Source organism: Anaerovorax odorimutans DSM 5092, assembly GCF_000426305.1.
In the GTDB taxonomy this organism is placed as follows: domain Bacteria; phylum Bacillota; class Clostridia; order Peptostreptococcales; family Anaerovoracaceae; genus Anaerovorax; species Anaerovorax odorimutans.
In genome coordinates this window covers 1-24,595 of record NZ_AUFC01000014.1, presented here as the reverse complement: position 1 = coordinate 24,595, position 24,595 = coordinate 1, and the positions used below count along the sequence as shown (strand labels likewise).

General features: G+C 31.0%; 22 protein-coding genes and 2 riboswitches. Of the genes, 7 read left to right on the top strand and 15 right to left on the bottom strand.

Features of this window, described 5'->3' with window-relative positions:
• Nucleotides 1-201: 201 nt before the first annotated feature.
• The 6 genes from K292_RS16220 to K292_RS0106285 all read right to left on the bottom strand — a co-directional run bounded on the left by K292_RS16220 (nt 202) and on the right by K292_RS0106285 (nt 8,817).
• A complete protein-coding gene (locus K292_RS16220; RefSeq protein WP_037372689.1) occupies nt 202-843 on the bottom strand; it encodes a peroxiredoxin in 642 nt (213 codons plus the stop codon).
• 340 nt (nt 844-1,183) lie between these two features.
• Nucleotides 1,184-2,749 (bottom strand): xanthine/uracil/vitamin C permease, encoded by a 1,566-nt coding sequence (locus K292_RS0106305; protein WP_027399126.1) that lies wholly within the window; start codon nt 2,747-2,749, stop codon nt 1,184-1,186.
• A 31-nt stretch (nt 2,750-2,780) separates the two neighbouring features.
• Nucleotides 2,781-4,511, bottom strand: a complete 1,731-nt coding sequence (ade, locus tag K292_RS0106300; RefSeq protein WP_027399125.1) for an adenine deaminase — start codon at nt 4,509-4,511, stop codon at nt 2,781-2,783.
• 18 nt (nt 4,512-4,529) lie between these two features.
• A complete protein-coding gene (locus K292_RS0106295; protein WP_027399124.1) occupies nt 4,530-6,314 on the bottom strand; it encodes an adenine deaminase in 1,785 nt (594 codons plus the stop codon).
• A gap of 486 nt (nt 6,315-6,800) precedes the next feature.
• Nucleotides 6,801-8,495, bottom strand: a complete 1,695-nt coding sequence (locus K292_RS0106290) for a glycosyl hydrolase family 18 protein (protein WP_027399123.1) — start codon at nt 8,493-8,495, stop codon at nt 6,801-6,803.
• Between the two features lie 88 nt (nt 8,496-8,583).
• A complete protein-coding gene (locus K292_RS0106285) occupies nt 8,584-8,817 on the bottom strand; it encodes a hypothetical protein (protein ID WP_027399122.1) in 234 nt (77 codons plus the stop codon).
• A 704-nt stretch (nt 8,818-9,521) separates the two neighbouring features.
• Between K292_RS0106285 and K292_RS0106280 the strand changes: the two genes are divergently transcribed.
• The 4 genes from K292_RS0106280 to K292_RS0106265 all read left to right on the top strand — a co-directional run bounded on the left by K292_RS0106280 (nt 9,522) and on the right by K292_RS0106265 (nt 14,682).
• Complete coding sequence (locus K292_RS0106280) at nt 9,522-10,928, top strand: peptidoglycan-binding domain-containing protein (RefSeq protein ID WP_051280432.1); 1,407 nt, start codon at nt 9,522-9,524, stop codon at nt 10,926-10,928.
• 130 nt (nt 10,929-11,058) lie between these two features.
• Nucleotides 11,059-12,522 (top strand): spore germination protein, encoded by a 1,464-nt coding sequence (locus K292_RS16215; protein ID WP_051280430.1) that lies wholly within the window; start codon nt 11,059-11,061, stop codon nt 12,520-12,522.
• A gap of 5 nt (nt 12,523-12,527) precedes the next feature.
• Nucleotides 12,528-13,607, top strand: coding sequence for a GerAB/ArcD/ProY family transporter (locus K292_RS0106270; RefSeq protein ID WP_027399120.1), 1,080 nt, complete (start codon nt 12,528-12,530; stop codon nt 13,605-13,607).
• Entirely contained in the window at nt 13,594-14,682 is a 1,089-nt protein-coding gene (locus K292_RS0106265) for a Ger(x)C family spore germination protein (RefSeq protein WP_027399119.1), read from the top strand. The genes K292_RS0106270 and K292_RS0106265 overlap by 14 nt, the downstream gene beginning before the upstream one ends.
• 30 nt (nt 14,683-14,712) lie before the next feature.
• On the opposite strand, the gene K292_RS18540 is transcribed toward K292_RS0106265, so the two are convergent.
• Nucleotides 14,713-14,907, bottom strand: a complete 195-nt coding sequence (locus K292_RS18540) for a hypothetical protein (RefSeq protein WP_156900488.1) — start codon at nt 14,905-14,907, stop codon at nt 14,713-14,715.
• A 97-nt stretch (nt 14,908-15,004) separates the two neighbouring features.
• Between K292_RS18540 and K292_RS16210 the strand changes: the two genes are divergently transcribed.
• The gene (locus K292_RS16210) at nt 15,005-15,226 is read left to right on the top strand and encodes a DUF6774 domain-containing protein (protein ID WP_037372687.1); all 222 of its coding nucleotides are present in this window, start codon (nt 15,005-15,007) and stop codon (nt 15,224-15,226) included.
• Between the two features lie 59 nt (nt 15,227-15,285).
• Here K292_RS16210 and K292_RS0106255 read toward each other — a convergent pair whose 3' ends face one another.
• The 6 genes from K292_RS0106255 to K292_RS0106230 all read right to left on the bottom strand — a co-directional run bounded on the left by K292_RS0106255 (nt 15,286) and on the right by K292_RS0106230 (nt 21,141).
• Complete coding sequence (locus K292_RS0106255) at nt 15,286-16,326, bottom strand: ABC transporter substrate-binding protein (protein WP_037372685.1); 1,041 nt, start codon at nt 16,324-16,326, stop codon at nt 15,286-15,288.
• A gap of 17 nt (nt 16,327-16,343) precedes the next feature.
• A complete protein-coding gene (locus K292_RS0106250) occupies nt 16,344-17,186 on the bottom strand; it encodes a Rossmann-like domain-containing protein (RefSeq protein WP_037372683.1) in 843 nt (280 codons plus the stop codon).
• Nucleotides 17,186-18,004, bottom strand: coding sequence for an ABC transporter ATP-binding protein (locus tag K292_RS0106245; RefSeq protein WP_027399116.1), 819 nt, complete (start codon nt 18,002-18,004; stop codon nt 17,186-17,188). The genes K292_RS0106250 and K292_RS0106245 overlap by 1 nt, the downstream gene beginning before the upstream one ends.
• Nucleotides 18,001-19,032, bottom strand: coding sequence for a FecCD family ABC transporter permease (locus K292_RS0106240; RefSeq protein ID WP_084145916.1), 1,032 nt, complete (start codon nt 19,030-19,032; stop codon nt 18,001-18,003). The genes K292_RS0106245 and K292_RS0106240 overlap by 4 nt, the downstream gene beginning before the upstream one ends.
• 64 nt (nt 19,033-19,096) lie before the next feature.
• Entirely contained in the window at nt 19,097-19,933 is an 837-nt protein-coding gene (locus K292_RS0106235; RefSeq protein WP_027399114.1) for a DUF364 domain-containing protein, read from the bottom strand.
• On the bottom strand, nt 19,933-21,141 hold the full coding sequence (locus K292_RS0106230; RefSeq protein ID WP_027399113.1) for a molybdopterin molybdotransferase MoeA: 1,209 nt from the start codon (nt 21,139-21,141) through the stop codon (nt 19,933-19,935). The genes K292_RS0106235 and K292_RS0106230 overlap by 1 nt, the downstream gene beginning before the upstream one ends.
• A 658-nt stretch (nt 21,142-21,799) precedes the next feature.
• Between K292_RS0106230 and K292_RS18535 the strand changes: the two genes are divergently transcribed.
• Nucleotides 21,800-22,051 (top strand): hypothetical protein, encoded by a 252-nt coding sequence (locus tag K292_RS18535; RefSeq protein ID WP_156900487.1) that lies wholly within the window; start codon nt 21,800-21,802, stop codon nt 22,049-22,051.
• Between the two features lie 55 nt (nt 22,052-22,106).
• Here K292_RS18535 and msrB read toward each other — a convergent pair whose 3' ends face one another.
• Complete coding sequence (gene msrB, locus K292_RS0106220; RefSeq protein WP_027399112.1) at nt 22,107-23,063, bottom strand: peptide-methionine (R)-S-oxide reductase MsrB; 957 nt, start codon at nt 23,061-23,063, stop codon at nt 22,107-22,109.
• A 137-nt stretch (nt 23,064-23,200) separates the two neighbouring features.
• A riboswitch (cyclic di-GMP riboswitch) is annotated at nt 23,201-23,288 on the top strand.
• A 138-nt stretch (nt 23,289-23,426) separates the two neighbouring features.
• Nucleotides 23,427-23,514, top strand: a riboswitch (cyclic di-GMP riboswitch).
• 117 nt (nt 23,515-23,631) lie between these two features.
• Here msrB and K292_RS0106215 point away from each other — a divergent pair.
• Nucleotides 23,632-24,222 (top strand): prepilin peptidase, encoded by a 591-nt coding sequence (locus K292_RS0106215; RefSeq protein ID WP_027399111.1) that lies wholly within the window; start codon nt 23,632-23,634, stop codon nt 24,220-24,222.
• 38 nt (nt 24,223-24,260) lie between these two features.
• Here the strand turns inward: K292_RS0106215 and K292_RS0106210 are convergent.
• A partial coding sequence (locus tag K292_RS0106210; RefSeq protein ID WP_027399110.1) for an IS66 family transposase occupies nt 24,261-24,595 on the bottom strand: 335 nt, incomplete at its 5' end.

The following is a 24,595-nucleotide window of genomic DNA, read 5'->3' as shown; positions in this document are numbered from 1 at the left end:
AATTTTAAAAATAAAAAGTATTAATTTATTTTATATGTAATAGCGTATTACTTTTTAAATAAACATAATTTGGTAATATTTTTAATTTTAGTCTTACATATTTCCCTGATCTATTTAACATTCATAACAAAAAAATTTACCTGCCTTTATTATTGACAGGTAAATTCCTCTTATTTATATTTATACAATATTTCATATTTTTTATTCATCTAAATTTTTATAAACAAACCAATCTGACAAGCTATATATTCCTCTCTCGTCATCTAATGCCGGATCATCTTCTTTTTCCCTATGAAATAAAACTTTATCCCCTATAATTTCATTGCAAGGCCAATTTGCCGGAGCAAAAACTTTTTTAATTGATGCCTGTTTTAAAGCTTTTACTGTTCTTAGGATTTCATTCATATTTCTGCCTATTTCTTTAGGATACTCAAGAATTGTTCTAACTTTTCCGTTATGATCGACTATCAATACTGCTCTTACTGTAGCTGTATCATCTTCATTTGGATGAATCAATCCCAGAGTTTCAGAAACTTTTCTGTTTTCATCGTCTATTACAGGGAAGTCTACTTCAACATGTATTTTTTCTTTAATCCATTCGATCCATCTATAATGAGATTCTAAACTATCAACACTTAAACCAATTAGTTCTACACCTAATTCATTGAACTGTTTCTTTTTCTTTTGAAATGAAACAAATTCAGTCGTGCATACTGGAGTAAAATCTGCCGGATGACTGAATAAAACAAACCATTTTCCCTTATAATCATCTGGTAAATTTATAGTACCTTTCGTTGTTTCCACTTGTAAATTAGGAAATTTATCTCTTAGTGATATTTTCATAAAACCCCTCCTACATATTTTTTATTATATTTAATAACTATAAACTATAATTACAAAAATAAAAACCCTTTTTTAAAAAAACATAGTATAAATAGTTCTCAAAAGTTAACCGTATCTAGCATTTTATAAACTAAATCAATTGAAATAATAATATTTTTTTAAAATTGTAAAGTAAGTTAAAATCTCTTTATGAAATAAAACTGAGAGTAAGATTTTCCTTTCCTTACTCTCAGTTTATACTTTAATTTAGCTGGTTTTAATTATTTATCCGATAAATAATATATCTTTTATATTAAAATGATTTTATATATTTATTATTTATTATTATCAATAAGATAGTTTATACATAATCAAAATCATCTTGTGCATCAAACCATTTATTACGACCTGTATGAAGAATAAAGCAAAGAACTGCCATAATTAGATATCCTATCATAAACGGAGATTTAGGGAATACACCTAATGCCGCACTATGTATAAAACCAAACAATGAAAGAACTGCTCCTGCCAATGCAGTAATTCCTGCCTTGTCCAAACGTCTGTCAATAATAAATACTGTCAAAGTTCCAAGAATTATACCAATAATAATAGCTCCTGATTTTACTGCAGGAACACCATTCCACATTACCCCAGAATCAAGAAGACTCTGTGTTACTTCTCCACCATAGCCAACTAGACCTGAAGGAAGTGTCTCTGTCCAAATATTTGAAAGACCCACTGCACCAGTTACTTGAGTAAATAAAAAGTCTGCAATAGGCGGCACCATGGCAATTCCTATTCCTGCATAATGCTTTTTATCACAAGCACGGAATGCCTGAGATAACATAATAATAGAACACCATAAATACGTAATCGCTGCAATCGCAGGCGGAACCAATGCACTAAAGAAAGTAAATAGTCCAAAAACACCTGCAAGCGCAAGTAGTATACCTCCTAACCATGAAAATCCCATACTTGCACCTGATTTTTTAAGGCCTGCATGACCAAGCCAAACAGTATTTGGTACTACGCCCCCAAAACAAGCTGATATCATGGTAGATATTCCATCTGCAAACTGTGCCTCTCTTACACTATAATTATCCCCTGCTGCATTTGCTGCTTCCACATTATCCATTGTCTCAATAAAATTATAAATTTCAATGGGAATTATAATTGTCAAATACGGAACTACTACAGCAAAACCGTTAATTAGAGCTTCAATTGAATTTACAGGATTTGGCGTATAGAACCCTATTCCTGAAAAATCAACATGAGTACGTCCAATAGCTAAAGCATAAATAATTCCACCTACTATAGCAACTGCAAAAGGTGGAATTTTCTTAGGAAACAAATATCCTCCAAAAACTCCCACCATTCCAACTAATAAAACAGGTAAACCTACAATGGGATCTCCAAATAAATCAAAGACACCTTGTGTAGCCATCCATATAAAACCAATACCTGCTACCGTTCCAAGAAGTGCAGCACGTGGAATTCTCCTTTTAAGCCACGGTCCAATGAATCCTCCGCAAAACTCAATCATTCCTCCTATAAAACAAGCTGCCACAGCTGCTGACCATGCAAGTTCAGGATCATTGAGTGAATAATGCAAAGGCATTATAACTCCGTATAAAATAACGAACATAGCCGGAGTAGATACTCCTGAAGGCAATGCAGTCACATCTGTTCTTCCTTCTTTTTTTGATAATCTGTACGCCATAGATGCATAATATAAACCGCCTGCTAAAAGTCCTATTGACATTCCCGGTATTACTCTGCCGTAAACAAGCTCATCGGGCCACCCAAGTACACCTGATAGTGTAGCTATAACAATAATATAATTAACTATATTATTTGTAAGAATATAAGTTAATCCACCAATATCTCCCCTATTGAAAAAAGTTAGTCTATTTTGATTTTTTGACATAAATGTATCTCCTATAATATTTAAAAAGTTATTATGCTTCTATATTTATAAATTCAAATTTTGTAACATCGAACAATCCCATATCTGTAAGTTTTATCTCAGGAATAACTGCTAAAGACATGAAACAAAGAGTCATAACAGGCTCAACATCTTCATTAATTTTAAGAATATCATGTGCTGCCTCATGTATATGAGTTAACTTTTCATCAACCCATTCTCCACTTTGGTCACTCATAAGACCTGCAATTGGTAAAGGCATACTTGCAATAATTTTTCTATCTTTTACAAGAACAATTCCTCCATCTTGTTTTATAAGCTCCTCAACGCCAAAAGCCATATCTTCATCATTTACTCCAACTACTATTATATTATGAGAATCATGAGCAATAGAAAGTGCAACCGCACCTTCTTTAATACCATATCCTTTTAATAAAGCTACAGCCACATTTCCTGTATTTTGGTGACGCTCCACCACTGCAACTTTAACTATATCTGCACTCGGAGTATATACGAAATCCCCATTTTCATCACGAGAAATTTCTTCCGTTTCTTTACTTGTAACAACACCGCCTGGTAAGATATTAATTACGTTTGCCTTATCCGATTTAATATTTAATTTTAGCTTTTCTTTGGAAAAGTCTTTCACATGAAAGCTGCCTTTTGTTTTTGAAATATCATGACGTTTAACAGGTATTTTATAACATCCTTGTGATGCTGCTTCCTTACCTTCAATGAATACTCTCTGAACATTAAAATCCTTAAGATTGTCAAAAAGAGCTATATCTGCCCTTAATCCGGGCGCAATAGCACCTCTATCATCTAATCCAAAACATTCAGCCGCATTAAGGCTTGCCATTTGAATTGCAGTAATAGGATTAATGCCTTCTTCAACACATATACGCAAATGATTATCAATATGACCCATACTTAAAATTGTCTTTGGCTGACAATCATCTGCACAAAATAGGCAGCGTCTACTGTTAAAAGGCGTAATTCCTTTAATCAGCACCTTAAGATTATGACAAGCTGAACCTTGACGAAGTAATACATACATTCCCCTTGCGATCCTGTCATTCATTTCATCTACAGTAGAACATTCATGATCTGTATGAATTCTCGCTGATGCATAAGCATTGAGAGCATTTCCGGATATTCCAGGGCTATGCCCATCAATAGGCTTACCTTGTCTTTTTGATACAAGAATCTTATCTAAAACACCTTCATCTGCACCTATTACACCTGGAAAATTCATAAACTCTCCTAAGCCCAAAATGTTATCATTTTTAATTGGCTCTTCCATATCTTCTGCATTAATAATTGCTCCTGCATGCTCAAAAGGTGTTGCAGGTACACAAGAAGGTAGCATCCATTTTATATCCAAAGCAATTTTCTTTGATGCTTCTATCATATAATTTAGTCCGCCAAGTCCACATACATTTGTAATTTCATGAGGATCTGCAATGATTGTAGTAGTTCCATGGGGAACAATTAATCTGCCAAGTTCTTCCGGGCTGACATATGAAGATTCAACATGAATATGACTATCAATAAAACCGGGTGCGGCATATTGCCCTTCTGCATCAGTTTCTTTTAAGCCTTCATACTTTCCAACACCTGCAATAAGACCTTCACACATTGCAATATCACCTTCAATAATGTTTCCACTATATACATCTACTACTTTGCAGTTTTTTATCACCATATCTGCAGGAATTCTTCCTGCTGCTATATCTATTAACTTTTTAAGTTGTTTCTTCTCCATTTTCTAAAGCTCCTTACTCTATTTATCTTTTATTAACTCAAGAATTGGATTAAATGTGGTTAATTCTATACAATCAACCGGTCCCACATCTGTTATGGCATAGTCGGGAATAGCTGTAATAGGCAAGAAAAACATATACATAAGAGGCTCAGGCAAATTACAGCCTAGCTTATTTGCTGCTTTTGTAAGTAATGTCTCACGATAAGCTATTTCTTCCGGTTCTAAATCACTGGCTATACCCCCAACAGGTAATGGTAGAAATTCCATAATTTCACCATGGGAAACAACAACCTGACCTCCTCCGTTTTCTATAAGGTGATTTACTGCTACAGACATATCCTCAGCATCTGCACCCATAACTATAATATTGTTGTCATCAGGTGCTGCTGATGAAGCCATTGCACCTTTTTTTAAATTCCAGCCTGAACAAAATGCCAAAGATTTATTTCCATTACGTCCGAAACGTTCAAGAACAGAAACCATAAGAACATCTTGCTCTGTATCTGGCTTTACAATATAATCCTTTACATTAACAATAACATCTCTTCTTTTACGAACAAAAGGTCCCTTAACATTCATGGAAAGTACCTTAGCTTGTCCATTTTCTATATTTACTCTATATTCAAAATCTTCTTTTGTGGTTTTTGAGCACTTTAATGCACTACTAAGTATACTGCTTCTTTTCGGCGCTCTAAGATCATAATTTAATTTACTATTTTCAGCTACTAATTTTCCGTTTGTAATAACACCTTCTACATAGAAATTTTCAGGGCTGTCAACCAATATAATATCAGCTATTCTTCCCGGTGAAATAGATCCCACCAAATGATCGATTCTATAAGCTTCAGCACTGTTGATAGTGGCCATTTGAATTGCTGTCATTGGTTTTACCCCTGCTGCTATGGCAAGGCGTACAAGATTATCAACGTGACCTTTTTCCAATACATCCGTTGCTGTAACGTCATCTGTACAAAAACTTATGCGACGTGCAAAAGCAGGGTTTACCTCTGTAACAGCCCTAATATTCTCTTTTAGGAAATGAGTAACAGATGACTCTCTTATTACCATATGCATACCATTACGCATTTTTTCTACAACCTCTTCATGATCATAGCTTTCGTGATCCAGCCTAACACCTGCACAAAGATAACCATTAAGATCTTTGCCTCGTGCCATAGGAGCACATCCAAAAACAGGAAGACGATTTTTAAATGCTTCTTCTATTGCACCTAATGTATCTTCGTCTTCCTCCTGTACGTATTCTCGTACCGTTTCCCAAACTCCAAAACATTCTGTCCACTTTTGAACATCTTTGTGAACATCGTGTGTGAAATTAAAAGCAACAGTAGATTCCGGAAAAGTATAAGGTGTTTTATAAGGTGCCCCCCAAAATACTTTTAATGGGCTTGCTTTCACCTCTTGAAAAACTTCCCTTAATCCTTCCAACCCGGAAACAGAAATATACTCATCCAAACCTGAGATGATACTAGTTGTTCCGCAAGGCACCACTGCTTTGGCAAAGCTTGTTATACTAAGCTTACTGCACTCACTATGAATATGACCATCAATAAGTCCAGGTACCAAATACTTTCCCGACGCATCGATGGTCTCAGTGTCAGGGCCTATGTAATCACTCACATCTCCAATTGCTACAATCGTATCTTCATAAATTGCTACATCTGCTTTATAAATCTCACTTGACATAACATTTACTAAATTGCCATGAAGTACGACAGTGTGTGCTGGAGTAATCCCTCTGCCGGCTCTGATAAGTTTAATTAAGTTGTTTTTGTTTTTTTGCATAAAAAAACCTCCAATAAATAATTTTTTAGATACCCCGGCCATTACTGGCGAACCAGGTTTCCCGTCCTGCAGTTTGTATCTTGACGAATTTTATATTGGATTAAAATATTGTAATATTATGATTCCATCAATTAATGCAGAATTACATAGATATTGGAATCATTTGAATCATGTCCATTTTTAAATAACATGACATAAATATTTTATGATGATATACTAACATATTTTCTAAAAAAAATATACAAATTTATATAGAAAACAAGAACGATTTTTTTTATTTTATTTAAATCGTTCGCCTAAAAGAGATATATGAATTTTAAGTGCATAAATCTAATATCAATTAATATAAAGTATGTTACATAATAAAATAGTAAGGAAAAAGAAATTGTATTTGACATATTGAGAGAGTAGTATTATGAATACTACTAATTATTAATGTACTTTCTCTATAAAAAAATTGAGAGTAAAATTTACTCTCAAATTTTTTTAATAAATACTTTCAAATACATTATAATATAATCCGCCATCAGAGTAATTTGGAATATTTCCTATTCTCCAAAGTGATACTCCATTAATACCAAATAACTTTGCAAGCTGTAATTTATCCCCTACACTGCGTTCGTCCTCATACCACAAGAATATCTCTTTACCTTCTTCTGTTGTATAATCTATATACGGATTACGATAAACATCAGAATATCCCATCTTTGCACCACCCTTGAGTCTTGTATAAATAGTAGATGGTATTGGGTTTACCGACTGGGTACTTATAAGCTTTGAATTTTCAATATTCCAGCCAACACTGTCAAAACTTATAGCAAGACTGATTTTACTTTTATCTTCAACACCTGTATTTTCATCTGTAATTGCTTTAAGAGCATAATAAACACTGGCAAAAGGAGTAACAGGTGTATTTTTATAATACTCAGAACCCAAAAGATTTTCAGGCATGGTAGTTTCATTATAATCATGTGCCATTAAGATAACTTTATCTGCAATGTTTCCTATTGTATGATAATCGTATGCATCATAATAAATTCCATCTGAAGTAGCAGGGGGAACTGTAACGTATATAGTTTTGCCCAATGGCTTTAATGCTGATGATAGTTCCGTTAAAAATGCATTAAATCCCTCCTTAAGCTCACTTCCCTTCATACCTTCAAAGTCAATGGTAACACCGCTGTAAGGATTATAACCTATTGTACTGTAATTTGTCGTCAGTTCATTTACAATGGAATTCACAGCTTGTGTTCTTTTTGCACTGTCAAGTAAAATAGTTTTACACAAATCAGCTTTACTTCCATCTGATAAAGAAACATTTGAAGTATCCATATATATACTCAAATTTGTTTTAGTGGAATTTCCTTTAAAATATGAAATTATATCCTCATAAGATAAAGGAATTTTCCATTCATTATTATTTTCTGAAGTTGTATTTAAATAGACTTCTTTATCATTATTTAAACTCATTCGGCTCCAACCCACAGATACACCATCCATATTTTTTGTAAGCTCCCTTTGAGAGTAAGAAGATAATGCATAAAAACCATGTACCCAATCTATTTTGCTTATGTATTTTTCATATACTCGTACTAACATAGCAGCAGCTTCTTCCCGTTTTGCTGTCTGCTTTGGAGAAAATGTGGTTGCACTTGTTCCTTTAGTCATACCTATATCACTGGCAATAGTTATATAGCCCACATTATCAACCACATCATTAAAGGAATTGCCTATTGAAGATGTGGATTGTGCTAAAGTGCTATACCCTAGCCCTCTTACAAGCATAACTGCCATTTCTTCACGGGTAATCTGATCATTAGGATCAAAGTTTTGAGTTTTTTCAATTACATTATTTTTTAAGGCGGTCTCTATATATGTATAGTACCACTGGTCATTTGTAACATCTAAAAAAGAAGCAGTTTCAGGAGTAATAAGTTCCCATCCAAACATTCTGTCTAATACAGTTATAAATTCTGCTTTTGTAATTGTATTTCCAAATCCAAAGACTCCATCACTGACTCCCTGCATCAAATCGTAATCTCTGGCTTTATTAATAACACTTACCGACCAGTTTCCCTGCGGAATATCATTGTAGCTGCTGCTTTGGGCCATTGCTGTATTAGGTATCAATACAGCAAACAAACTTATAGATAAAAGTATACTGATAATTTTTCTTTTCATTGGTAATCCCTCCATATGATAAATATTAATGTTGTACAATTTTTCAAATCGCATTAACAGATTTATAGCCTTTTCTGCAATATAATTTCTAATTTATTAATCTTAATGCTTCATCATAATCTTTTTTCTTTACATAAAAAGTATATTCATAAGAATACTCCATATTTATGCCAAAATTTCCTCTATGCCCTTTTCCGCTAATGGAATTAAAAACTTTAAGATAATATTGTAATTTATTTACTTTTAGGATATCTCTTATTTCCCCTTGCTTTCTCATAGAAAAAGTCTTAACTAATTCTTTCCTGTTAAATATCGTAACCAATTTTTACCCCCTAAAGCACTTACGGCATTGCAGACATGAATCCAATGTCTCCTCTTTAACCTTTCTCAGCAACGCTGTTTTCAATCATTGGATTCATTATAACATGACACAAACTGCCAAGCATGTTTCAATGATTCCTTCCTCTCAGCAACGCTGTTTTCAATCATTGGAATCATTATAACACAGTATCTTTTCCTTTTAATCTTTTTTAAAATAATTTTCAACAAGCTTCAATTCCCATGATTTTAATATTCCGGACATTTTTCCACATATTTTTTATAATTGTATACAATATTATCCAAGCTTGCCTGTGGACAAGTTATATTGGCCGAAACCTTTATTTATCAATGGTTCTAAATGAATAAAATAAAATTTTTTTATTTTTATCAACAGATATATTTAATTTATACATGCTCATTTAATACACACATCTTTAAGATTTTAATATAATAATATAAGTTATTGTATAGTAAATAAATTATAATTAGATTAATTTTATGGTACTTGTACATCCTAGTTAAAACGGTTATACCATTTAATTAATAATTACATATATAAAGGAGTTAATTTAATGTTTTATTCTAAAAAAAGAATTTCTAAAAAATCGTTTATTTCAAATAGTAATAATAATTATAGATCCCATTCATACAATTCTTATATAAATTCTTTACAGACTGAATATTAAAAGTGAGGTGAAGAATAATATGTTTGTAACTCATAAAATTATTTCAAAATCTGATGTTATAGGCAATTACAATGAGCCTTTTATTCCTGAAATGGTAACAGTTCACCTTGGCCCTCCTGATGAACCAGCAGAAAATATTACTTTGCCTTTCCCTGATTACATTAAAAATGTAGCATCAAGTGAAATTTTCCCTACATGGCCTGAAAGCGCAATCAGAGCAAATATTTATGCACAAGTATCATTTACATTAAATAGAATGTTCACTGAATGGTACCGTAGTCGTGGATATGATTTTGATATTACAAATTCAACACGATATGATCAATCTTTTGTTCCAAACAGAGATATCTTTGCCAATATATCTAATGCTGCAGATGAAATTTTTAATACTTATATTGTAAAGCAAGGCAATATAGAGCCTGCATTTACCCCATATTGCAACGGAACCACTACAAAATGTGAAGGCTTATCCCAATGGGGAACAGTATCACTTGCAGAAAAAGGATATACCCCATATAAAATTTTACAAACATATTATGGTGATGATATTAACATTATTACTAACGTACCTGTCAAAGCCAATTTTGAATCTTACCCACTTTACCCACTAACCGTAGGCAGTTTTGGACAAAATGTAAGCACTATACAAAATGAATTAGCCAGAATTAGTCAAAATTATCCCTCTATACCGAAAATAACAGATGAAAAGGGTATATTCGGAGGTAGTACAGAAGCAGCAGTTAAAGAATTCCAAAAAGTATTTAACTTAACTGTTGATGGAATTGTAGGAAATGCAACATGGTATAAAATAAAATATATTTATAATGGTGTGAAAGGATTAGGGGAACTTATTTCAGAAGGTATAAGACCTGAAGAATTAGAAAGTCCTTTTGAAATTGCTTGGAAAGAAGGAGATTCTGGAATTTGGATTAAATTGTTACAATATTATGTACGTGCACTTGGATGTTATTATTCAGATATCCCTCTAGTAGAAATAGATGGCTACTTTGGGCCAGATACAACTAAGGCAATATTAGCAATTAAAAAGAAATTCGGTCTTCCTGAAGATGGAATAGTAGGTGTGGAAACATGGGGATTACTTGATAAAACATATAAAGCAATCTACAATAAAATACCTGAAGGATGTTTAGAAAGCGCTTCTCCTTATCCTGGTTATATGCTGTCGCGAGATATGGCAGATCAAAATGTACGAACTTTACAAACTTATCTTAAAAAAATTTCAGAATATTATCCGAATATACCTAGTTTAGAAATTACAGGGGTATTTGATGAACAAACAGAAAATGCTGTAAAGGCCTTTGAAAAGAATTTTGAAGGAGCAGAAGGAACTGGATTAGTTGGACCTATTACTTGGAGCAATATAGCTAAAACTTATGAAAATTTACCAATTGAAAGTAAACAATAATCAAAGAAAAAAATAATGTATACACTAGAAATTATTATATAAAAGTGTATAAATTATAACTTAAAAGTAAAACTAACTGTATTAGAAATATAAAGTTTAAATTTACTCAATATATTCGAAAGAGGATAATATGGATACATTAGTTTTAACTAAAAATTTAAATAAAAATATAAATTTAATTTCTGCAAATACACCCTCTAATTTCAATTTTAAAATTAGAGATTTAATTTTAAAGGATAATATAAAATGCAATGTACTTTATATAAATGGGATTACTAATAAGGAAGATATTGAAGACCGTATAATATATCCTCTTTTATTTAAAATTGATTATGATATTAATACCTTATCTTCTAAAATGGATTATATTTCTCAAAAATATATATCTATCGATGATATTGAAATTTCATCTGATATAAAAAACATATCCAAAAATTTAAAGTGTGGCAAATCAGTTGTATTAATAGAAAATGAAGATAAAGCAATAATTTGTAATACTTCTAAAAGTAATTTTAAAAGCGTTTCAGAAGCTAAAATAGAAGAATCCATAAGAGGAGAAAAAAGTACATTTGTTGATTTCATTGAAATTAATATTGGTCTAATACAGGAAAAACTTAAAAATGATAATCTTAAAATAGAAAATTATATACTTGGCAATAAGAACAACTCACAAGCCGCTCTTATTTATATGGAAGATCTTATAGATCTAAAAGTTTTAAATAAGATAAGGAGTAAATTAAACAATATAAAAACTTCATATCTGCCGGGCACCGGTTATTTATCACAATTTATAGATAAAAGCAATTTCAGCGTATTTCCGCAAACTAAAACAACAGAAAAGCCAGATACGGTGGTTTCTGATTTACTTCAAGGTAAAGCCGCAATATTAATAAACGGATGCGCTTATGCTATCATACTTCCTGTAGTTTTTCTGGAATTTTTTCAAGCATACGAAGATTATTCCAATAGACTCTTATTAGCTAACTTTGATAGATTTATAAGAATTTTATCTTTAATTTTAATTTTGACAATATCCCCTATATATTTAGTCCTTTTGCAATATAATGCCGAACTGGTACCTATTAATTTAATTAAAATCATAATTATATCTAGAAAAGATATTCCTCTTCCGCCTTTTTTGGAAATATTATTAATGGAAATTATTATAGAGTTTTTGAGAGAAGGAGGATTACGTCTTCCTTCAATTATAGGTCAAACATTAGGTATCGTAGGTGGTATTATACTTGGACAAGCCGCCATTCAGGCTGGTATGGTAAGTCCCACAACTTTGATAGTTGTAACTATAACTGTAATTGCAACTTTTGTAATTCCAAATTATGAAATGAGTCTGTCAATTAGATTCTTAAGATTTTATATTTTAATCATGGCTCAATTCCTTGGTTTCTTTGGTATCATCGTAGCACTATTTTCAATAGTCGTTCATCTAATGAATTTAGAAAGCTTAGGTGTACCTTATCTTTCTCCTTTTGCACCAATGCGCCAGAAAGACTTAAAAGACAGCATAATTAGATATCCATTGAAATATCTTGCCAGAGTTCCTGCAACGTTTAGAAAAAAGAAAGGTAATAAGTAAAAAATATGGAGTCAAATAAAATAACTCAAAATCAATATTTTTTTATAATATGTGCAAGTTTGATAGGTGTAGGAATTTTATCATTGCCAGCTGACCTTTGCAATGCAGCTCAACAAAATGGTTGGATAAGTGTAATTATCAGTACTTCCTATCCTATATTTATAGTTATTACAGCTTCTATAATAGATAATAAAACAAATCATGCCAGTTATTTAGTTATTAGTAATAAAATTTATGGTAAGGTATTAACTTATATTTTTACATTAATATTCTTTTCTTATTTTTTAACTATATTGTCTGGTGTAACTTCAGGATATGCTAATGTTTTAATGGAAACAATTACTTTATTTTTACATCCCATATATATAATAATACCAACTTTAATATTGATTATTTATGCATCTTTACATGGACTTAAAACAGTGGGCAGAATTTGTGAATTTTATTTTTATATTACCCTCCCTCTTTTAATATTATCTTTCGTTTTAATAGGTAGAGGAACATTTATAAACGTCAGTCCTTTAAAATTTTCATTCGATATAATCAAAGCTACTCCAGATACTTTTTATGCATTTTCAGGTTGTGAAATATGTTATTTTATTATTAGCAAGATCACTAATAAAAGTAATACAAAAAAAGCAGGAATTATTGCTGTCTTATTAATAAGCTTAATATATTTAATTAATGTATTTATGGTAATCTATAATTTAGGCTGGGAATTAACATCAAAACTTGAAGTTCCATTATTATATTTGATACAAACTATAGAAGTTCCTATAATATCCAACTTTTTATCCATTGTAATGTTTTTATGGAGTTTTATAGTTTTTAAATGTATATTAACATACCAATATACATGTAGTGATATAATATCTAATTTATTTAAAATTGATTATAAAAAAGCTAATTTTGTCTTATTTGCTATAGCTTTAATATATATTTATTTTATGATACCAGAATATAAAAGAAGGGAGCTAATAGGTTTTCTTATGCCTTGTTTTGTTGTATTTTCCTTTTTATGGGCTTTAATTACAACAATATTAGTCTCAATAAAATTTAGAGGTGTAAAAAATGAAGTTTCTTAAAAGTTTTATAGTCATAGTATTCTTCTCTGTATTCTTATGTGGGTGTCATGATATGGAGCCTATAGAAAATGCATCTATAGTTACTGGCTTCGGTTATGATTTAGAAGGTGAGAAAACAGTTACTGTTGTAGAATATGCAGATATCTCAAAAAAAGATGAATCAGGTTCTGATTTTTTAGTTGGTAAGGGAACGACCATATATAACAGCATTGAGAATTATAATGCAAAACATAGTGAACCTTTTAGATATGGTTCTGAACTTATTAATCTCATAAGTGTAAAAAAAGCCAAATCAGGTATTGATGATGTAATTTATGATTTATTAAATTATCAAGTAAGTAATATAAATTCATATATTGCAATATGTAAAGATAAATGTGAAGATTACTTTTCATTAAAATCAAGTTCAGATTCCAATTCAGAAGAAATGTCAAGTATGATTAAATTTCTGAATGAAAAATACTTTTTCTCAAATTACTATACGAGTAATGATTTTTTATGTATGTATTATCAAAAAGGAAGAAATCTATACTTGCCATATATCGAAATAGTTAATGATACTTTTGAAATAAAAGGAGTTGCGGTATTTAAAAAAAGTAAATTAGTAAAAATAATACCAATAAAAGAAGCTAAATTAATTAATCTTTTAAGAAATTCCAAAGGAACAGGTATATTAACTGTTTATTCAAAGGATAAAATGGAAGATTATCTTGAACTCGAAGGAGAAAATAAGCTTGCTGTCCAAGTTTCAAGAAAAAACAATAAATTAAATTATGATATTTTTGTTGATGTATCTGGTGATTTGGTAATTAATACACTTGAAAAAAAAGAACTCACAAAAAAACAAATAAAAAAAATTGAAAAAAAATTTAAAAAGAAATTGGAAAAAGATTTAAATAAAGAAGTAAAAAAAGTACAAAACGAATACGGTATAGACTGTTTTGATTTAACTAAATATGCACTTGCAAGATATGGAAGAGATAGTAAATATGATAGTGATAAATATTTTTCAGAAGCAAATATAAATATTAAAGTAACAGTTACTATTAAATCTACTCAAAATATAACACTTTAATATAAAAAATTGTTATATGTTATAATAATTCTAATGATTGAACCAGCGTTGCTGTAAGGAAAGAATCATTGAAACATGCTTGATAATTTGTGTCATGTTATAATGATTCCAAAGATTGAACCAGCGTTGCTGAGATGAAGGAATCATTGAAACATGCTTGATAATTTGTGTCATGTTATAATGATTCCAAAGATTGAGCCAGCGTTGCTGTAAGGAAAGAATCATTGAAACATGCTTGATAATTTGTGTCATGTTATAAAAAAAAAAATTATTTATTTAATATTTTTTTATTCACCTCATAAATTAATATGAGGTGATTTTCATGAAGAACCCGGATGAGCTATCTGCAGCCGTGTCTGCTATTGCTTTAATGATTTCAAAGAATATACCAGATGATGATGATTTTGCTATAATAGCATTGTCAATTACTCAACTTGGTGATACCTTAGAAACAATGGCCGAACAGCGTGCATTATTTAAAAACAAAAAAAATAATGATAGCAATAGTAATATTATAGATATTATAAATATTAAAGATAAATAATACATAAAGCTTGTCTTATTAGGACAAGCTTTTTTAATAAACTTTTTTATAAAATCCTTTTATTGAAAAAAGAAAGATTCATATTCATCATCAGGTAAATCATATTCATAAAATTCTTTATAAAAATCCTTAGTTTCCTTCTTTAAATCAATGTCTTTAGTATATTCAGGGTAAAGTGTTTTTGCAAGCCATAAAAATCCTAACGTAGACTCAGGAGACGGACGATCCCACCAAAAACCTCCTATTGGACATTCATATACTTCTTTATTCTTGATAGCATTTATATTCTGTATTCTGCTATCTCCTAATAAGTCTGCTGTTCCATTTCCTCCTTGCGTTATTATAACATCAGGATTCCATTCCATAACCTGTTCAACACTTATATCACCATTTACATCCTTAGGAACTGCAAAAATACCACCTGATCCTTCAATCCAAGAACGACCCCAATCACCAGTATTTGCTTTAGTTATTACTTTTCCTGTATAATAAACTTTTTTACGTTCATTTTGAGGAATCTCTGATAAAGTATTATCTAATTCAGCTAATGTATCATCCCAATGTTTTACTAGTGACTTTGCTTTTTTTTCATTATTAAGCATTTTGCCGATATTTAAAAATTCTTGTTTTAATGGTTCTATTGTAGCCCATCCAATAAGCATTGTATATGTAGGCAAACCGACATTCTCAATAAGAGCATTTCCTTTTTTAGAACTAATTCCTACCAAAGCAATATCAGGCTCTGTTTCCATAAGCTGTTCAATATTAACATCATCAAAAGACCCAGCATTAATAACATCTTTAAACTGTGGATACATTTTAAGAAGCTGTGGAAATTTTTCCATTGAAGGTTGAGCAACAATCATATCTGCTCCACCAAATATTGCCACCTCATGTGTAGTTCCTCCATTACAAGTAATTGCAATTTTATTGATATTTTCAGGAAAAGTTACCTCTCTGCCTTCTGCATCAATAATAGACTCTTTTTCAACAGGTGTAGTTTCAGATTTTTTTTCTGAAGAATTACATCCACTAAGCACAAATGTTAAATTTAAAATTAACATAACCGATAAAATAATAGAAATAATTTTTTTGAACATGATATTCTCCTTAATTTTTAAATTTTGATTGTATAATTTTTCATACATTGTTCAGGTATTTTGCCAGCAAATTCATTTAAAATATATTCCTGCATCATATTTGAATCAATTATATTAGAAGTTATAATATAATTAACTCCTAACTTGCTAAGGAAATCAGGTAAAAGCATTGCACTAGGTCCAAATAACCCAATAATTCGAGCATTTTTTATCATAGGTAAAAGATCAAAAATAGTATGATTAACTAAAGTGCATCCTGTCATAAATACAACATCTGACTGTTTAAGCAATTGTTCACTCTCACTCGCACTATGAAAGATCACCCCTTTGGGTCCTTTTTGAATTTCCTCTCCAATTAAAAGATTTTCTAAAATATTCTTTGAACGCATATCACAAACATGAACCTTTTTACATCGTTGTTTTAGTTGACTTAATACACCTCCTGCTCCAATTACAGTTACAAAATCATCTTCTTTTACAAAATCTAATTTATTAGATGAAAGAAAAGTAAAACCCTTTTCTCTTAATCTATCTTCATTATTTAAAGGATTTGACAATGCATTTAATACTGCAAGATATAAGGATCTATGTAAAATATCATTTTTTTCACATAAATGTTCTGCAATGCAAGTCAAATTTTTTCCAACAAAATTATATAAATCTATAAGTGGAGACGGATCAATCTCTCCATAAACACTATGCTCTCCTGTGAAATTAAAAGCCATACCACTTTGACCATTGCTGCCTAATGCTATTGTCCATTTACCACAAAATCCAATATTTTCAAGGTGTCCTGGAGTCAAACCTTCTTTTTGATATAATTGAATTATATATTCATATGCATCTTTAAGTTTATTCACTAAACAATTTCCTTCCTTGATAAATTAATTTTGTGCATTATAGGTACACAAGTTCTAACCATATCTGAATTTTCTTCAGAAGTATCAACATAAGCAATTTTAACTCTTATTCCATAAGCTTTATGTAATACATCTTCTGTAACAATATCCTGTACAGAACCCACTTTAAAAGATGTATCCTTACACATTACTGCTGCCTTATTACAACATAAAAAAGCATGATCTGGAAAATGAGAAGTCATTATAATACCCATTCCCTGCTCAGCTAACATTTGAACTTGTTGCAGTACCCTCATTTGATTTCCAAAATCTAAATTTGAAGTTGGCTCATCCATCATTAAAAATTTAGGTTCCTGCATTAAAGCTCTTGCTATAAGAACCATCTGTCTTTCCCCACCGCTAATTTCTGTGTATACTTTATTTGAAAGATAAGAAACACCTAACATTTCTAGAATCTCTTCTGCTTTGCTGTATTCTCCATGAGATGGCCCGGAAAAATAATTCATACGAACAATACTTCCCATAACGACAACATCCAGTACTTGAAAAGGAAAAGGCGGCTCATGTACTTGAGGAACATATCCAATTAATGCTGCCTGCCTTTTGTAGTCTGAAAAACATAAAGGTTTACCATCAAGTGAAATATTTCCTCCATGAAGAGGTAAAAAACCCAATAAAGATTTAAATAATGTTGTTTTGCCTACGCCGTTTGGTCCTAATAAACAAAGCACTTCTCCGCTCCTTAAGGTAAAAGATACATCTCGTACGATATCTACATCAGCATAACCAGCACAAACATCCTTTGCTTCAAAGTTCATACCCATCCCCTCTTTCTCTTTATTAAAAGATATACAAAAAACGGAGCTCCTATTATTGACGTGAGAATACCTAAAGGAATTTCCATTGTAAATAATGTGCGTGCCAGATTATCAACTATCAAAAGAAAGCTGCCCCCTATAAGAAAAGAAGCCGGCATTAAATATTTATAGTTTGGTCCAACAAGCATTCTGCTTAAATGGGGAATAACCAATCCGATCCATCCAATCATACCGCTCACTGCCACGGATGATGCTGTAAGCAAAGTAGCCGATACAATGAATATAGCACGTAATTTTCCAGTATTCAGTCCCATAGCCTTTGCCTCTTCATCTCCAAATGCCATAGCATTAATCTGCCAACGTAATAAAAATAATGGTATAATTCCACACATAAACGGAATTATCAATAAAAGAACATCGCTTCCAGATACTGCAGATAAACCTCCCATAAGCCAATACGTTATCTCTGGTAATTTACTGTAGGGATCAGCTATATATTTTGATAAAGTAATAAGAGAGGAAAACAAAGTAGACACTATCATCCCTGCTAAAATTAAAATCAATAACGCATCTTTTCCCCTGCTTACAATTTTGCATATCAAATACGCAATACCAACACCTAAAATTCCAAAAATGAATGCAAATATCTGTATAAAAATAAAAGGTAATGATATTAATATAGCTATAGCTGCACCAAATCCTGCTCCTGCTGATGCACCAAGTATATCAGGAGATACCATAGGATTTTTAAACAATCCTTGATATGTAGCTCCTGCTGAAGATAAAGCTCCGCCAATTAGAATAGCCGCAAATATTCGAGGTATACGAACTTTTAAAATAACTGATTGTACCATATTAGATACAAGACATTCAGTATTAAAAAGTTTTGAATAAAATACGTTATATATATCATTTACCGTAATAGTATATCGTCCAATAAAAAGAGAAATAAAAAACAATAATAATAATATAATAAATGAAAAAAATATTACTTTAATGGCACCTCTTTTTTCATGTACCAGCAGCATTATGCACCTCCTTAATTTTTTGCAGTGATCGTTTCCTAATAAATTAAAACTAATTATTTTGCCATTAAATCTTTCTAATTATTGTTCTTTCAGCATACTTCTCAAAAAAGTGATACCCTGATCCACCCTCACTTATAATATCTAAAAGCTCATCTGACTTAGTTACAATAATACCTCCGACAATTGTTACTCCCCTTTTAAAAAGCGCATCTGGAATCATACTGGCAGTTGGCCCTGTAACTATTATCTCTGCACCTTTTTTTGCTATTTTTAATAAATCATTCAAAGTATTATTTAATAACGTCACTCCCGTTATTACTAGCAGATCCGCATCAGGAACATAAATAGATGCATCTGTGGCAGGTGCATAATGTTCTAGCTCGTCCCCTTTTAATGTCCTTGAATCCATTTCTAAAACTTTATAATCAGAATTTTCCTTAGTAAGCTTTTTTAGCATTGGAACCAAAGCTCCGATAACTACTGTCTTTTTAAACTTTGTAACATCTACCTTTTCAAAAGCATCTTCCCTTATAACAACTTTATAATCAAGTTCTTTTTCCCTTTCCCAATAAAATGTACTTAAAGCATTTAAAGCTGCAATTCCCAAAGTTCTTTTTAGTGGATTATCAGAGTGAATTTCTTCAATGTATTTCAAAACTGAAATTCCCTTTAATTTGCCTGATAGAGGCATAGCTTTTGCTGAGCTAGGACAGCAAACTGCTTCCGGCATTTCCTTTACTGGAGTAAAACAAAGACCTCCATGACCTGTGGAAAGTTTCACACCAGAAAAGAACAAACCAAAAACTGCTCTTTCCACAGTTATCTCATTTAATTCTTCACCTATTTTATCCTTAATTAAATCTATTGTTTCTTCTAATATTATATTTTTTGTCTGTTCCATTAATAGTCCTCCTTAATATATTCTTTCGCACAGCGAATTTCTGCCGCAATAATCTCTCCTGTTTTATATTCAGCTTTCTTTTTTATATAAAAACGAGCATTATGAGAATGATACAATTCAGCCCTTGTTTTTCCTTGCATAATAACAGGCTTTGCATAATACTTTCCCTCTTTTAAAGTTACATTCATATATCCAATAAAATCAAAATCATATCCATGTATATCTTCTGTAAGTACTGCCTCTATAACATTCGGTAATTGTATAGGCTGCATTTGCATTAACCTTAATGCATTTTTTACATATAATTCAGATACTAGAGCTGCTCCATTAGGCGGACCAGGCAGTCCCATTACAGGAATTCCTTCTGAATATGTAAAACTGCAATGTTTTCCAGGTCCATGCCCTAATTCATAGACTATTACCTTGCCAATACTTTCTAAAATCGGTATAGTAAAATCCTTGCTTCCTTTTGAAGAACCTGCACAAATTAAAACTAAATCAGCAATTTGGATTGCAGACAATACAGCTTCTTTCAATTTATCAAATTTATCTTTAATAATAGGATAAATAATTGCTTGTCCACCGTTATCTTCAATATAATTTTTTAACATTATACTGTTAGACTCAACATTTTCCCCTAAAGGTATCTCATAACCAGCCGGAACTAACTCATCCCCAGTTGGGATAAACGCAACTTTAGGTTTTGATAATACCTTAATATTTACAATACCGCTTGAAAGCAAAAGACCAATTAACAAAGGAGTAAGCTTTTCTCCTTTATGTACAAGAAGTTCCCCTTCTTTCATTTGACTCCCCACAGAACCTATATTTTCGCCTTTTCTTGAAGGACAAGAAAAAAAAGTAATTTTTCCTTCATTATTAAACTCAACATCTTCAATTGCTATTAATGTATCAAATTCTTCGTTAACAGCCACTCCTGTATTCCCAAAGCAATATTCTTTTCCTTCTTTCCATGAGGATGTGTCAGGAATTCCTTTTTCAAAATCTTCAAAGCGTACGGCTATGCCGTCAAAAGCACTTACAACTTTATTTGGAAGATTATTTATGGAATAAATATCTTCTGCACAAATTCTTCCACATGCTTCTGCCGCAGAAATAACTTCATTTTTTGAAATCGGCTTAATATTATTTTCAAGAATTTCATACATTTCATTTCTTGTAGGTTCAAAATCCGGTTTTTTATACATCAAATTTCTCCTTATATAGTAAATTTAATAACAATTATTTATTAGTATATTTATCTTAATATTTATTTTTCATCCCAAAAATTTTGCTATTATTCATAACTGTTTGATTTTAATTATTTTATTTTATTTTTATTTATTCTAGTTAGTTTTACTTAGTTCTATTTGCGGTAATTATAGCACTCTCATTTATTCGTGTCAACTTTCATTTAGACAAATAAATACAAATTTCGCTAAAATCGTTAAAATAAAAAAAATACCTATAAAAAGTCATATTTGCTAATTATAGATATTTATAATTTATATTCTAATTATTTCAATTTAAAATTTTTAACTACTATTTCTCTAAAAAATATTAACACCTTAAATCTCTGTATTTTTTAACATGCATGGTATTTTTCCACAGCTAGATAAAAATCGTATACAATTTTATCCAATAATTACTGTGGAAAACTATTATTCTTTAAAACCCTTATCTTTCAACATATTGTAAAATTACTTTGGAAATAAAAATAATTTTATCCACAATATGTTTTTGTTTGTTTATAACATTATTATAAGACTGCCCAATAGGTTTATATTCTAACTTTCACTAATTTTATGTAACACAATTTATTAAGTGTTAATATTATATTAATGACCAAAGGAGGTCTTTAATAATATGTGTTGTAATAATAATGTTGGATCTGTAAGATCAAACTGTTGTAATAATAGCGTAGCTTCTGCTAGCTCTAATTGTAACAACAATAATAGCGTAGCTTCTGCCAGTTCTAATTGTAACAACAATAATAGTGTAGCTTCTGCCAATACTAACAATTGTAATAGTGTTCTTTCCGCTAGTAATGGTTCCAGATGCTGCTGCTGCCGTTGTTGTATTAGATGTTGCTGCAGATGCTATAGATGCTGTTTCTAATAAATTAGTTACTTTATGCGTCCACCAAAAGTGGACGCTTTTTTATTTATCATCATTATAACAAAACAAGGTAATCTCTATATCCCTCTTTTTCCATATCTTCCTTAGGTATAAATTTCAATGCTGCGCTATTAATACAATATCGTAAACCTCCTGTTTCTTTTGGGCCATCATTAAAAACATGTCCAAGATGTGCATTTCCATTTCGTGAACGTACTTCAGTTCTTACCATTCCATGGGAGAAATCTGTTGTTTCTTTTAATAATGATTCGGTTATAGGTTTTGAAAAGCTAGGCCATCCACATCCTGAATCAAATTTATCAGTTGATATAAACAAAGGCTCACCTGTGGTAACATCTACATAAATCCCTACTCTGAAACAATCCCAATATTCATTTGTGAAAGGAGCTTCTGTTTTACTTTGCTGGGTTACTGCATACTGCTCTTCTGTAAGTATATTACATAATGTATTATCGTCCGGCTTTATATATTCAACTTTGACCGGTTTTGCATTTCGCGCAAGATCAAACAGTTTATGATCTATATGACAATATCCATAGGGGTTATTTACAAGATAATTTTGATGATAATCTTCTGCTTTATAGAAATTCTTAAGTAACTCAACTTCAACTACAATAGAACTATTATATTTTTCTTCTAATTTTTTAATTTCTTTATCAATAATTACTTTATCATCATTATTTAAATAATATATTCCCGTCCTGTATTGATTTCCAATGTCATTACCTTGTCTGTCTTTACTTGTAGGGTCGATAGTCATAAAATATAACTTCAATAAAAAAGATAATGATACTTCATTTTTATCATAAACAACTTTTACTGTTTCAGCATACCCTGTATTTCCTAAGCAAACTTGCGAATAAGTTGGATTATCTGTAAAACCGTTGGCATAGCCAGTTTCAGTATAATGCACCCCACTAATTTGTTTAATAAAATATTCTGTTCCCCAAAAACATCCGCCTGCCAAATAAATCTCTTGATAATTATACATAAACTCTCTCCTCTACTACACTGTATAAATAATATACCTTGATATTTTAATATTAATCAATATTTATAAATTTTTCTAAAAAATTACCAATAATTGGAGCATTGACAATATTCACTTATTTTATATAATAAAGTATAAATTAATTTAGGCATAATCGCCGAAAGGCGATGACGCAAAGCTATAGGGGCTAAGGTAAAAGTATTACTATGCCAGCCAGTTGCAAACATTTTTAAAACACATACCTATTTATAGGTTTATTTGTTATGCATAGTTTGCTACACGCCCCTTTCAAATATCAAGTGATATAAAGGAGGCGTGTTTTTTTAATTAATTAACTATATAAAATGATGAATTAAATTTTATTGTTTTAAAAGGCATAATCGTCGAAAGGCGATGACGCAAAGCTATAGGGGCTAAGGTAAAAGTATTACTATGCCAGCCAGTTGCAAACATTTTTAAAGAACACATATACCTCTATGGGTTTATTTATGATGCATAGTTTGCTACACGCCCCTTTTTTATAAAAAGGAGGCGTATTTTTTTACAGATTTATGTTTAGGAGGTATTAATGAATATATATATAACAATGATTTTAGGCGCTTTAGGTATATTGATAGGTTTATTTTTACCTTTCATATGTGATCAAATAATTCTTTATAAAAATAAAAAAATAAGTCTTCATTTTAAAACTTACGTTTTTAATAAAAAAATTTATATACTATTTTTAATACTAAATGGACTTTTATGGATATACTCTTCAGCTAAATTTGAATATACCTTTATTGCTCTTTTAGTATCACTAATTTTTACAACAGCTATTATTATTACAATTATTGACCTTAGAATACGTATAATCCCTAATGAACTAGTGATATTAATGTTTTTCTTAAGCTTACCATTTCAAATATTTTATTTTGGCTGGATGTCACTGCTATATGCTTTCATATGTATGATTATAGTAGGATTTATATTTACTTTAGTTGGTAAATTTGTTGGATTAAATCAAGTTGGAGCTGGTGATATTAAACTAGCTTCCGTAATGGGATTTTTACTAGGATATCCATATATTATGATTGCATTAATTGGTATAAGTGTATCACTAGTCTTATTTTGCCTTATAGGACTAGCATTTAAAAAACGTAAGCGTCAAATAAAATAGTGTATAGAAAAAGCCGGAGAGTTGATTTACAATAATAATCACTCTTCGGCTTTCTTGCAAAAGGCTTGTACTTCCGAATTCCAAGGCAGGAAATCTTCCAGATATTCCGGCTCTTCCTCAAAACAGACTCCCGGAAGATATTTAAATATATATCTTAAATATTCATAAGGGTTCAGTCCATTGGCTTTTGCAGTCTCTACGATACTGTAGACCGCAGCACTTGCAGCTGCCCCCTGCGGACTACCTGAAAACAGCCAGTTCCGTCTTCCTACTGTAAAAGGTCTGATACTATTTTCTGCGAGGTTATTACTAATGGCAATATTCCCATCGGTAAGAAAAGTCATCAATCCTTCTTTTTGGTTCAGTGCATAAG